The sequence below is a fragment of the Burkholderia ambifaria AMMD genome, assembly GCF_000203915.1.
GTDB lineage: Bacteria > Pseudomonadota > Gammaproteobacteria > Burkholderiales > Burkholderiaceae > Burkholderia > Burkholderia ambifaria.
Window position 1 is genome coordinate 167,585 of record NC_008390.1, and the last position, 11,961, is coordinate 179,545.

9 protein-coding genes are annotated in these 11,961 nt (G+C 69.1%); 3 read left to right on the forward strand and 6 right to left on the reverse strand.

Features of this window, described 5'->3' with window-relative positions; all coding sequences use genetic code 11:
- Nucleotides 1-21 precede the first annotated feature (21 nt).
- The 6 genes from BAMB_RS00715 to BAMB_RS00740 form a co-directional block, all read right to left on the reverse strand.
- Nucleotides 22-2,808, reverse strand: a complete 2,787-nt coding sequence (locus BAMB_RS00715) for a glycosyltransferase family protein (protein ID WP_011655662.1) — start codon at nucleotides 2,806-2,808, stop codon at nucleotides 22-24.
- Nucleotides 2,805-4,013: a dTDP-4-amino-4,6-dideoxygalactose transaminase gene (rffA, locus tag BAMB_RS00720; RefSeq protein ID WP_011655663.1), complete on the reverse strand. Its 1,209-nt coding sequence runs from the start codon at nucleotides 4,011-4,013 to the stop codon at nucleotides 2,805-2,807. The genes BAMB_RS00715 and rffA overlap by 4 nt, the downstream gene beginning before the upstream one ends.
- A 61-nt stretch (nucleotides 4,014-4,074) precedes the next feature.
- Nucleotides 4,075-4,725, reverse strand: coding sequence for a class I SAM-dependent methyltransferase (locus tag BAMB_RS00725; protein ID WP_011655664.1), 651 nt, complete (start codon nucleotides 4,723-4,725; stop codon nucleotides 4,075-4,077).
- Nucleotides 4,726-4,735: 10 nt separating this feature from the next.
- Entirely contained in the window at nucleotides 4,736-5,443 is a 708-nt protein-coding gene (locus tag BAMB_RS00730) for a WbqC family protein (protein ID WP_011655665.1), read from the reverse strand.
- A 5-nt stretch (nucleotides 5,444-5,448) separates the two neighbouring features.
- A complete protein-coding gene (locus tag BAMB_RS00735) occupies nucleotides 5,449-6,834 on the reverse strand; it encodes an NAD(P)/FAD-dependent oxidoreductase (RefSeq protein ID WP_011655666.1) in 1,386 nt (461 codons plus the stop codon).
- Nucleotides 6,831-7,616: a class I SAM-dependent methyltransferase gene (locus BAMB_RS00740; RefSeq protein ID WP_011655667.1), complete on the reverse strand. Its 786-nt coding sequence runs from the start codon at nucleotides 7,614-7,616 to the stop codon at nucleotides 6,831-6,833. The genes BAMB_RS00735 and BAMB_RS00740 overlap by 4 nt, the downstream gene beginning before the upstream one ends.
- A 403-nt stretch (nucleotides 7,617-8,019) precedes the next feature.
- Between BAMB_RS00740 and BAMB_RS00745 the strand changes: the two genes are divergently transcribed.
- From BAMB_RS00745 to BAMB_RS00755, 3 genes are read left to right on the forward strand one after another with little or no spacing between them, the layout of a single operon-like run.
- Nucleotides 8,020-9,816, forward strand: a complete 1,797-nt coding sequence (locus tag BAMB_RS00745) for an O-linked N-acetylglucosamine transferase, SPINDLY family protein (RefSeq protein ID WP_041491065.1) — start codon at nucleotides 8,020-8,022, stop codon at nucleotides 9,814-9,816.
- Nucleotides 9,813-10,754 carry a UDP-glucuronic acid decarboxylase family protein gene (locus BAMB_RS00750; RefSeq protein WP_011655669.1) on the forward strand — a complete coding sequence of 314 codons (942 nt, stop codon included), beginning with the start codon at nucleotides 9,813-9,815 and terminating at the stop codon, nucleotides 10,752-10,754. Before BAMB_RS00745 ends, BAMB_RS00750 begins: the two co-directional genes overlap by 4 nt.
- On the forward strand, nucleotides 10,751-11,956 hold the full coding sequence (locus tag BAMB_RS00755; protein ID WP_011655670.1) for a class I SAM-dependent methyltransferase: 1,206 nt from the start codon (nucleotides 10,751-10,753) through the stop codon (nucleotides 11,954-11,956). Before BAMB_RS00750 ends, BAMB_RS00755 begins: the two co-directional genes overlap by 4 nt.
- The last annotated feature ends 5 nt before the right edge of the window (nucleotides 11,957-11,961 follow it).

Genomic DNA, 11,961 nt, shown 5'->3' on the forward strand with positions numbered 1-11,961 from the left:
AAGCTCCGTGCGCCGCCGTCGTCAATCGATCGCGGCGTCCGCGATCGCCGTTTCCGGCGCGCTGGCACCAGCCTCCATGTCCGCCGCGTCGATGATCGCGACCCAGTCGAACGCGGGCATCGCGGCCAGCTGGTCGGCGGTGGCCGCGTACTCCTGCGCCGACGTACTCAGATAGCGCAGCCGGTCCGTCCATTCGGGCAACGGTCCGGACGACGTCGTCAGCACGACACTCAGCAGATCCCGCTCGTCACGCGCCGCGACGATGCGCAGCGCGGCTTGCACGCGCTCGGCGTCGCCGGCGGCGTCGAGGATCAGCGCACCGGGAATCGGCGCATCCCGCGGCGGCAACCGCACCGCCGTGCCTTCGCCTTCAGCGCACATCCGGTAGATCTCGCGAATCAGCGGCAGGCGCGCCTGCAGCGCGTCGTGCTTGCGCACGCGTGCCTGCGCGGTACGCGCGATCCGCCGGCGCAGCGCCGGCTGCGTGACCACGCGCTCGAGCGCGTCGTCCCATGCGTGCGCGGCATCGCCGGCGAGCAATGCGTCGTCGCCGTCGTTCAAGGTAATGCGCAGGGCCGGCCGGTCGCTCGCGACGACAGCGATGCCGGCGGCCGCGAATTCCTGCCGCTGGATCGCGCTGGCCGCGCCATCGTCGGCATCGGCGAGCGGCATCAGTGCGACGTCCCAGTCGAGCGCGCGCAACTGCTGCGCGTAGGCGCGGTATCCGTCGGGCGCGGGCCGGAACTCGGCGGCCGGATGATCCGCCCAGCCGGCCGGCACCTGCGCGCCGAGGAACTGCACGGCGATGCGGCCGGCATGGCGCTCGCAGAGCGCACGCAGCGCGGCGTCCACCCGCGCGAAGTTGGCCGGCAGCAGCGATGCGCCGGCGACGCCGATCGTCACGCGTGCATCGCCGCGTGCGGGCACCGGGCGCAGGAACAGGTCGAGATCGACGCTGTCGGGCAGCACGAACACGTTCGGATTCCACGGCCGGTACTGGCGTGCGAGATCCGGCGTCGGGACGATGATCGCGTGCGCGTTGCCGAGCGTGAACGCGATGCCGGTCCACGTCGAGTCGGCCTGCGTCGTCGGCTGCGCGGCGAGCGGAAGATCGGTCGCGTAGATCACGGGCTTGTCGAACTCGAAGATCGCGCTGAGCGCCTTCAGCGGCAGCAGGCCCGGCGTGTGGCGATCGAGCAGCACGGCATCGGCCGTGGCGATCGCCGCGCTGTCGGCCAGGCCGCTGACGAGCGCCCAGTCGTCCTCGAGCCGCGCGAACGGCAGCGCGAAACGGCGCTGCACGGACGCACCGTCGACCGGATCGATCGCGTACGCGACGAGGCGCTTCTTCTGCTGCGCGCGCGTCGCGGGCGGTTCGCCGGGTGCTGGAACCGCGGCGGCCGGCCGCCGGCCCTGTTCGGCGAGTCGCGCGTACAGCGCGCCGCGTCGCGCGGGCTCGGCATCGACGGGCAGCGCGTGTACCGCCGCATTCACGTGACGATACGTGGCGGCGATGGCGTCCGAGCGCACCACCAGCGCATCGGCGCGGCGGATCGCGTCGCGCATGGCGGCGAGCCGGCGCGCGCTGCCGGCGATGTGCGGATCGTCGAGCGAGAAGGCATCGAGCGGCCGGTCGAGGTCGCAGACGACCGGCTTGCCGAGCGCGAACATCTGCTCGAGCGCGGCGCCCGACAGCAGGCTCGGCGTCGCGTCGTGCAGGACGATCACGTCGGCCCGTTGCAGCACGTCGAGGTCGATGCCGTTCGCGCCGACGGGAAAGTCCACGGTCCATTCGCGGGCGGGCAGCGCGAACCGCGCCGCGATCTGCGCTTGCGCGGCCGGCTCCGCGCACACGACGGCCATGCGCCGCGTCGCGGGCGCGGTCGCTCGCGCGGCGGCCGCACCGTTCGGGCCGCCGCGCACATCGAGCTCATCGGCGCGCACCTGGGTCTTGTCGACGAACTGCCGCAATTGCCGCCAGAACGTCGTCTCTTCTTCGCGATACACGTCGCGCGCTTCGTGCACGGTCGCCTTCGCGTGCGCGATTTCATGCGGATCGAGCCCCCACGCGATGCCCTTGCCGCCCATCACCCAGCGTTCCGCGTTCGGCATCGACGCGTCGTTCAGGATGCAGACGACCGGGCAGCCGCACAGCAGCGCCTCGAAGGCCGCGGTGGACCACTCGTACAGGTACAGGCATTCGACGCGGCGAAACAGCTCGGCGAGCTCGTGCGCGGAGCGCGGCGCCACGCGGCCCGAGATCTCGATCGAGTCGGCCGTCGCCGGATGCAGGTTGCCGCCGCGGCGCAGATGCCGGTTCAGGAACACGGCCGTGCCGCTGCGGGCCGCGTCGTCGACGCCGTCGCAGTGAAAGATGCGCGTATCGACGAGCGGCATTCTCAGCAGGTCGGCGTGCCATCCATCGGGCACGATCGACGGCCCGAACGCGAACACGAGATCGGTCGGCGCGAGGGCGATCGGCTTCGCGTTGATGCGGCCCGGCTCCGCGAGCAGGTAGCGCGCGACGCAGCGCGCGTTGAACGGGTTTTCGTCGACGATTTCCGGATAGACGGCGACCGGGCTGCGACCCGCGGCGCCATGCACGTGCGCGACTTCCGGCGTCAGCAACGGCGTGCGCAAGTCGCGGTGCACGACCGTCGTGTTGACATAGGCCTCGCAGCCGAGCAGGTTCAGCGCGTGGCACAGGTAGTGCATCGCGCGCACGCCGCCGGAGGTCTGCAGGTACGGCGGCGCGAAGACGTAGTACGGATGGCCGAGCGACGCGAAGATGCGGGGTGAGTCGTTCATGAAAGGGAGGGCTCGAGGTGCGGCGAAGCAGGACGGACGGCCGGTCGCGCGCCGCTGCGGTAGAAGTCGGATACCACCTGAAGGACACGGTCTTGCTCGGCGTCGCTCATCGCGTGGTACAGCGGCAGGCGCACGAGCCGGTCGGCGACGTCGTCGGTCACCTGCATGCCGGAGCCGCAGCGGCCGTAGTGGCGGCCCGCCGGCGAACTGTGCAGCGGCACGTAATGGAACACGGCGAACACGCCCGCGGCGCGGATCCGCTCGAGCAGCGCGGTGCGCTCGCCGAGGTCGCGCGCGAGGAAATAGAACAGATGGCCGTTGCCAGCTTCGCTCAGCGGCGTCGCGGGCAGCGTGAGGTGGCCGGCGTCGTGCAGCGGCCGCAGCGCATCCTCGTAGCGCTTCACGGTCGCGCGCCGCTGCGCGGTGATCACGTCCGCGTGCTCGAACTGCGCGTACAGGAACGCGGCGATCAATTCGCCGGGAAGATAGGACGAACCGAGGTCGACCCACGTGTACTTGTCGACCTGGCCGCGAAAGAACTGGCTGCGGTTGGTGCCTTTCTCGCGGATGATCTCCGCGCGCTCGACGAGCCGCGCGTCGTTGACGAGCAGCGCCCCGCCTTCGCCGGCGATCACGTTCTTGGTCTCGTGGAAGCTCAGGCACGCGAGGTGGCCGAGGCTGCCGAGCGGCTTGCCCTTCCAGGTCGACTGGATCGCCTGCGCGGCGTCCTCGACGACCCACAGCCGGTAGTCGTCGGCGAGGTGCGCGATCGTGTCCATGTCGCACGACACGCCCGCATAGTGGACCGGGACGATCGCGCGTGTGCGCTCGGTGATCGCGGCGGCAACGAGTTTTTCGTCGAGATTCAGCGTATCGGCACGGATGTCGACGAACACGGGCGTCGCGCCGCGCAGCGCGAACGCATTGGCGGTCGACACGAACGTATAGGACGGCATGATGACTTCGTCGCCCGGGCCGACGTCGGTGAGGATCGCCGCCATCTCGAGCGCGGCCGTGCACGAGTGCGTGAGCAGCGCGCGATGGCACCCGATGCGCGTTTCCAGCCACTGGTGGCACAGCTTCGTGAATGCCTGGTCGCCGGCGAGTCCGCCCTGTTCGACCGCCTTCGCGATGTAGTAGAGCTCCTTGCCGACAATGAACGGACGGCCGAACGGAATGCGGTCGAGATTGGGAGGAGCGAACATGACGGAAACTCCGCGAAGGCGTGAAGAGGGGCAACGGGGCCGGCGGCTTGCGCGTGCGCGCTCAGCCATCCTTCCGGACGAGGATCGTGAATTCGTACAGCCCGTAGTCGTGCAGCAGCGCGACGTGGCGCGAGTAGCGGCGTTTGCAGCGATCGAACAGCGCGCACGGATCGGCGTAGTACAGCCGCTCGGGACGCATGTGCGGCGGATCGGAATACGACGTCAGGCAGTTGAACGCGAAGCCGAGACGGCTCGTCGCGTGCAGCGTGTCGAGCGTTGCGTGGATATAGTCGAGCCACGCGTCGTCGCCGTGGCCGCGATGCACGTTGAAGATGCCCGACGCGATGCCGTAGTCGGCGACCGACGACGGCGTGTCGCCGACGTGGAACGCGACGTCGGCGCGATCGCGATAGCGCTGCCGGGCCGCATCGATCATCTCCGGCGACACGTCGTTGCCCGCATACGCATGGCTGCGCCCGGCCGCGTGCTCGTCGAGAAAATCCACCAGCGCGCCGTAGCCGCATCCGAGGTCGTTGACCGAGAAGCCGTCGGCGGCGGGCGCGACGATCTTCGTCAGTTGTGCGAACCGCAGCCGCTGGCCGTCCTCGCCGTTCCAGTCCACGCCGCGTGCGGTCTGGCCGTGCTCGGCCAGGCGCGCGCCGTAATAGGCGGCGACGTCTGCCAGCAGGCCCGAGTGTCGGGAATCGTGCATCGCGTAATCCTCAGTGTCGGCCGGTCACGACATGCCGGTGCGCATCCGGCCCGCAATGAAACAGCACGTCGAGCACCGTCACGCCGTGGACGAACTCGCCCCACAGCTGCGCGTACGGCGGATAGGCCGGATAGTCGAACCAGCGCACCGCGACCTGCGCGGCGGCGAACCGGCTTTCGTCGAGATAGTCGCGTGCGGCGGGGCCGGACAGGTATTCGGTCGCGCCGGCCTGCAGGCACAGGTTCAGCAGCTTGTCGGTGCGATCGCCTTCCAGCGTGTAGTCGGACGACGACGACATGCGCGTGGCGATGCCGAGCTGCCGGTTGACCCAGGTCAGCATCGCGAGATTCAGCGCGCTCAACGTGTCGTGCGGGCCGTGCAGGTAGAGCGCTTCGAGCTCCGGCGCGTAGCGCGCGAAATGCGGCGCGCGCGCGTAGTTCTGGCGCAGCCGCGTCCAGTGCTGTTCGGCCCACTCCGTGCCGTCGATCTCGGTTTCGCGAATGCTCTGGTGATAGCGCCCCTTCACCCGGACCGGCACGGTCAGCCACTGCACGCCTTGCGGCGTCTTGATCTGGTTGCGGTTGCGCCAGTCGCGCCGCGTGTACTGCGCGTCGTCGTACAGGATGAACTCGTCGGTCGCGGCGATCAGGTCGAAGTAGCCCTTCCACGGGATGTAGTTCGACTGGACGATCGCGATGCGTTTCGGCTGCGCAGTCATGTCGTTCAGACCGGAATGTGACCGTACCGGTACATGTCGACGAGCTCGGGCGGAATCCCCCAGTCGGTCGCGCCGAGCCGGTCGTGCAGCGCTTCGAGATCCGCGCGGATCGCGCGTTCGAGCTGCTCGACCATGCGGTTGCGCGCGGGCACGAAGTCGTGCTGGTACGCGGCGTTGATCTGGTGGCGGACCGTCTTCGCGATCGCCGCGTCGCGCGACAGGTTGCGGATCAGCGGCCGCTCCGGTGCCAGCTGCGCATAGCGCGGATCGATCGGCAGCCCGCGCATCGCGGCGACGAGGTCGCGGCACAGCACCGGCGACAGGTGGAAACCGTCGCGCTTGGTGCCGCCGAGAATCCACAGGTCGCGCACGCTGGTTTCGCCGATCAGCGGATACAGGTCGGACGTCGTCGGCCGCCAGCCGACGTTCACGTTGACGAGATTCGCACGCGAGAACCGCGAGTTGATCTGGTCCATCGCGGATTTGAGCAGCGTGTACGCGCTGCCGGCGTGCCCGTGCTCGTGCGGCACCGGGCTGATGTAGTTGCTGGCGCCGACGAGCGTGCGGTCCGGCCCGTACGGCGCCGAATAGACGCCGCACGCGAGGCCGCGGTTGGTCGTGCGCACGCAGTGCGTATGCACGTTCTCGTTGCTCTGCAGTTCGATCGACATGCCGATCCCGTAGAACAGCCGTTGCACCGGCAGCTCGGGCAGGCTCGCCTGCAGCACGCGCGTCAGGTTCGCGCCGTTGCAGAGCACGAACCGGTCGGCGTCGAGCGTCGTGCCGTCGCTCAGGCGGGCACCGGCGACGCGCCCGCCCGCGACGTCGATGCGTTCGACTTCGGCCGACACGAACGTGACGTTGCCGGCCGCGGCCACGCTGGCCTGGAGCGCATCGAGAAACTGTTTCGGGTTCGCCCAGCCTTCGCGCTTCAGATACACCGCGTTCAGCGCGCGGAACTGCGGCAGCGGCTGGTAGTTCGGGATGCCGGCCGGATCGACCGCCTCGCACGGTTCCTCGAACTCGCGGCAAAAGCGCCGCAGCGCCGCGAAATTCTCGTCGTCGAGCGCGTCGGTCGCCGCGTTGTTCAGCACGTAGGTGCCGAAGCCGTGCGCGACCGCGCGATCCGGCGTGCAGATCTCCGCAAATACGTCGGGCCACGCGGCAGTCGCCGCGCGGCTCAGTTCGAACTTGAAGCGGTCGATCGGCGTGCCGAGCGAATCGCCTTCCAGTTCGGTGAACGAGTTGAGCATCGCGGCGGCCGCGCGGGTCGCCGAGCCGGGGCGCTGCGCCGGGCCGACGACGACGAGCTCGATGCCCGGCTCCGCGCGTTGCCAGGCACGGGCCGTCATCAGCCCGAGGATGCCGTTGCCGAGGATCGCGATCTTCATGGGCGCACCCCGCCGCCTTCAGGGAAGCTCAGGTAGCAGAGCGACGGATACGACTTCGCCTTGTGGATCCGGTGCGGATGCTTGCCGAGCAGCTCGCGCACGTAGTGGATCCCTTCGGCCGGCGTCTGGCCGCCGCGCGTGAGTTGCCAGAACGCGACCACGCCGCCCGGCACGAGGCGCTTCATCACCGTCTCGAACGCCTGCCGGGTCGGGCCCGGCACGTTCAGGTCGAACCACGCGAGCGCGACCGGCTCGCCCGGATGCGCTTCCTCGTAGGCGGCCAGCGTGTCGCGGCAATCGCCTTCCCACACGTGGTGCTTGCCGTTCACGTGGCCCATCGCGTTGTTGCGCTCGTGCAGCGACAGCAGGTTGCGCAGCAGGTCCGCATAGTCGCCGGCGAGCGAGTACGTGCCGTCGGAGAACAGCTTGCGGTCGCGCGAATCGCCGTCGGAGAAGCCCGCGTAGCCGGTGAACGTATCGAACGCGTGAATCCGGCGCTGGAAGTTCAGCGGCTCGAGGATCGCACGGAAGTTTTCGCACAGCACGGCGGTCTGGCCGCGCCAGGTGCCGAGATCGAGGATCGAACCCGGCAGCGGCACGATCTGCTCGTAGACCTCGAACGTCGCGAGGATCCGCGCGAGCAGCGAGCCGCGCACGAACAGGCCGAGCGAGCGTTCGAACTCCTCTTGCGTCGCCGGATAGGTCTGCATCAGGTCGAACAGTTCGCGTCGTGCGGCGAGCTGGTCGTCGTTCGAGTTGGAGATGATTGAGGACTCGTGCATACACATGGCTCCAGGCGCTGAGGGTGGCTTCGGGGCATCCCTGGCCGCGGGCCGGCAAGCGGCTTGCGCCCTGCGCGATCGGCCGCGCGGTGGACGCCTCCAAGTCTGTGAACGAGTCTAGCGACCCGCGCGCCAATCAAATGCCGGATTAGCGGGCCGTTTTCCCCCGCATTTCGGGGAATGCCGGCACAGCCGGGGCCGGGCGCGTGCCGCGACCTTGATCGTCGTCAAGCCGCCGATCGCACCTTCAGATGAAAAGCGACCAAATCCGCCACCTGCTCCGCCGATTGGAACGGCGGGCCCGCGCCGAGAATGCTGGCATGTCGAGGGCCGTCCGCGCGTGTGCGATGCCGGCCTCCGCGCGGTTGCGCGCTCCGTACCGAACTCACGCTGGCTTACCACGATGACTGATCTCACGCTGTCCGACTCCCCCGTCGCCACGATCGAAGCGGCGCTGGCGCACCACCAGGCCGACCGGCTCGAGGAAGCCGAGACGCTGTACCGCCGGATTCTCGACGCCGAGCCGCGGCACGCGGACGCGCTGCATCTGCTCGGCCTGATCGGTCACCAGTACGGGCGCTATCACGAGGCGACGGAACTGATCATGGCGGCGATCGAGATCAAGCCCGACGCGACCTATTACTACAACCTCGGCAACGTGATGCAGGCGAACAATCGGCCGGCCGCCGCCGCCGAGTGTTTCCGCCTCGCGATCGAGCTGCGGCCCGGCTACGTCGACGCGTACAACAACCTCGGCAACGCGCAGCGGCTCGCGGGCCACGCACGCGAGGCCGTCGACGCGTTCTGCCAGGCGATCGCGCTGCAGCCCGACCACGGGCAGGCATACAACAACCTCGGCAACGCGCTGCTCGACCTGAACGAGATCCCGGCCGCGCTCGAGGCGTACCAGCACGCGGTTGCGCTGCGTCCGGAGCTGCCGGAGCCGCGCAGCAACCTGCTGTTCGCGTACCACTACAGCGACGCGTTCGACCCGCACGCGTACCTCGACGAAGCCGCGCGCTTCGATGCGCTCGTCACGCAGCGCGCGCAGCCGTACTCGACGTGGCAGGTCGACCTGGGCGCGCGCATCGGGCGGCCGCTGCGCGTGGGCATCGTGTCGGGCGACCTGAAGGCGCACCCGGTCGGCTATTTCATCGAAGGGATGCTCGCGCACGTGAAGCGCGAGCGCATCGAACTGCATGCGTATCCGACGCGCGAGATCGAGGACGACGTGACCGCGCGCATCAAGCCGCGCTTCGCGTCGTGGACGTGTATTGCCGGCCTCGACGACGCGGCGGCTGCCGCGCGCATTCACGACGACGGCATCGACGTGCTGATCGACGCATCCGGCCATACGATCCACAACCGCCTGCCGCTGTTCGCGTGGAAGCCCGCGCCGCTGCAGGTGAGCTGGCCCGGTTATTTCGCGAGCACCGGCATGCGCGCGATCGACTACGTGCTCGGCGATCGCCACGTGATGCCGGCCGACGAGGCCGCGCATTTCGTCGAACGCGCGTGGCACCTGCCCGATAGCTACTTGTGCTTCACGCCGCCAGCTGTCGAGCTCGACGGCGGCCCGCTGCCGATGCTCGCGAACGGTTATCCGACCTTCGGCTATTTCGGCAAGCTCGCGAAGCTCACCGATCACGTGATCGACGTATGGTCGCGCGTGCTGCGCGACGTGCCGAACGCACGACTGTTCGTGAAGGCGCCGCATCTCGACGATCCGCGCGAGCAGGACGCGCTCGCGGCCCGCTTCGCCGCGCACGGCATCGATGCGGCGCGTCTGCTGTTCGAAGGCCGGTCGCCGCGCGACGAATATCTGGCCGCCTACCGGCGCGTCGACCTGATGCTGAGCCCGTTCCCGTACCCGGGCGGCACGACGACGGCCGAGGCGCTGTGGATGGGCGTGCCCGTGCTTGGCCGCCGCGGCGCGCGGTTCCTGTCGCACATCTGCGAAAGCCTGCTGCAGGCGGCGCGCCTGCCCGAATGGATCGCGGACGACGACGACGCGTATGTCGCGAAGGCCGTCGCGTTCGCACGCAATCCGGCCGAGCTGGCCGTGCTGCGCACGACGCTGCGTGCGCAGGTGCTGGCGTCGCCGCTGTGCGATGCGCCCCGCTTCGCGCGTCATTTCGAGGAGGCGCTGCACGAAATGTGGGTGCGCCGCGTCGACGCCGCACCGGGAGCCGCAGCGTGAACGGCCAGTCCGTCCTCGTTACCGGCGGCGCGGGCTTTCTCGGCTCGCACCTCTGCGAGCGGCTCGTGCACGCCGGCTACGACGTGATGTGCGTCGACAACTTCCACACCGGCAGCAAGCGCAACATCGAACACCTGATCGGCCAGGTCAATTTCGAGGTGATCCGCCACGACGTGTGGCTGCCGCTCTACGTCGAAGCGGACCGCGTGTTCAACATGGCGTGCCCGGCGAGCCCCGTGCACTACCAGAGCGACCCGGTGTCGACGGTGAAGACGGCCGTGCTCGGCGCGATCAACATGCTCGGCCTCGCGAAGCGCTGCGGCGCGCGCATCCTGCAGGCGTCGACGAGCGAGGTGTACGGCGACGCGCAGCAGCATCCGCAGCAGGAAAGCTACTGGGGCAACGTGAATCCGAACGGGCTGCGTGCGTGCTACGACGAAGGCAAGCGCTGCGCCGAGACGCTGTTCTTCGACTATCACCGTCAGCATGGCGTCGATATCCGCGTGGTGCGGATCTTCAATACCTACGGGCCGCGCATGCGCGCGGACGACGGGCGCGTCGTGTCGAACTTCATCATGCAGGCGCTGCGCGGCGAGCCGATCACGCTGTACGGCGACGGCAGCCAGACGCGTTCGTTCTGCTACGTCGACGATCTCGTCGAAGGGCTGTTGCGGATGATGAACCAGGACGACGACACCGGCCCGATCAACCTCGGCAACCCGAGCGAGATCACGATCCGCGAGCTGGCCGAATGCGTGCTGCGGCTCACCGGTTCGAAAAGCCGCATCGAATATCGCCCGCTGCCGGCCGACGATCCGCTGCAGCGCCGTCCCGACATCGGCCGCGCGCGCCAGCGTCTGGACTGGCAGCCCGGCATCGCGCTCGAGGACGGCCTGAAGGAGACGATCGCCCATTTCCGCAAACAGGTGAATGCATGAGCCCCGACCTGATCGACGCCCCTTGCCCCGTCTGCGCGCATACGGTTGCCGCGCCGTTCTTCCCGGGCGGCGAGCGCACGCTCGCGACGCTCGCGTGGCCCGCATCCGCCGAAGCGGCGCGCGGGCTGCCGCGTCATGCGCTCGACTTCGTCCAGTGCCCGCAGTGTTCGCACGTGTGGAACCACCGGTTCAGCTACGACGCGATTCCGTATCAGAGCAACCCGAACCGGATGTTCAACAGCGGCGGGATCTGGAAAGGCCATCTCGCGGCCACGCGCGACCTGCTGCTCGGCACGCTGCCGACTGAACCGACGGTCGTCGAGATCGGCTGCGGAGAAGGCCATTTCGTGCGCGGCCTCGCGCAGGCGAGCCGCGGCGGGCGTTTCGCCGGCTTCGATCCGAACGCGAGCGCGGGCACCGGCAACGGCATCGAATTCCACGCGCGGCTGTTCGAACCATTGGCCGACATGCCCGCGTTCCGCCCCGACGCGATCGTGATCCGGCACGTGCTCGAACACCTGACCGAACCCGCGAAGCTCGTCGAGCAGCTCGCATGGGGCGCGTCGCGCCAGCCGAACGCGTGCTGGCTGTTCGCGGAAGTACCGTGCATCGATCGCGTGTTCGAGACCGACCGCCTCGCCGACTTCTTCTACGAGCACGTATCGCAGTTCACGACGGAGTCGTTCCGCACGCTGATGGCGCGCGCCGGCGAGATCGTGACGCTCGCGCACGGCTACGACGGTGAAGTCGTCTATGCGCTGGTACGGCTCGGCGTGCCGGCGCACGCGCGCACGCGCGCCGACGCATCGCTGCGGTTCGCGGCGCGCTCGGTCGAGAACCGCGCGGCGATCGCCGGGCAGCTCACCGAGCTTGCCGGGTCGGGGCGGCGCGTCGCGATCTGGGGCGGCACCGGCAAGGCCGCCGCGTTCATCCATCACTTCGATGCCGATGCCGCGCGCTTCCCGCTCGTCGTCGATTCCGATCCCGACAAGGTCGGCACCTATGTGCCGGGCACCGGCCAGAAGATCGAATTCCGCGACGCGCTGAAGGCGGCGCCGGCCGACGTGATCATCATTCCGACGCAATGGCGCGCACGCGACATCGTCGCCGAGATGTCGCGCGAAGGGATCGCGGCGGCGGCCGTGATGATCGAGCACGACGGCCGACTGATCGACTTCGGGCGCGAACCGCATCCGTATTGAGCGGC

Bases quoted from the DNA above. Each gene is read 5' to 3' on its own strand.
- BAMB_RS00715 (WP_011655662.1), bottom strand. From the start codon at position 2,808: ATGAACGACTCACCCCGCATCTTCGCGTCGCTCGGCCATCCGTACTAC.
- rffA (WP_011655663.1), bottom strand. From the start codon at position 4,013: ATGTTCGCTCCTCCCAATCTCGACCGCATTCCGTTCGGCCGTCCGTTC.
- BAMB_RS00725 (WP_011655664.1), bottom strand. From the start codon at position 4,725: ATGCACGATTCCCGACACTCGGGCCTGCTGGCAGACGTCGCCGCCTAT.
- BAMB_RS00730 (WP_011655665.1), bottom strand. From the start codon at position 5,443: ATGACTGCGCAGCCGAAACGCATCGCGATCGTCCAGTCGAACTACATC.
- BAMB_RS00735 (WP_011655666.1), bottom strand. From the start codon at position 6,834: ATGAAGATCGCGATCCTCGGCAACGGCATCCTCGGGCTGATGACGGCC.
- BAMB_RS00740 (WP_011655667.1), bottom strand. From the start codon at position 7,616: ATGCACGAGTCCTCAATCATCTCCAACTCGAACGACGACCAGCTCGCC.
- BAMB_RS00745 (WP_041491065.1), top strand. From the start codon at position 8,020: ATGACTGATCTCACGCTGTCCGACTCCCCCGTCGCCACGATCGAAGCG.
- BAMB_RS00755 (WP_011655670.1), top strand. From the start codon at position 10,751: ATGAGCCCCGACCTGATCGACGCCCCTTGCCCCGTCTGCGCGCATACG.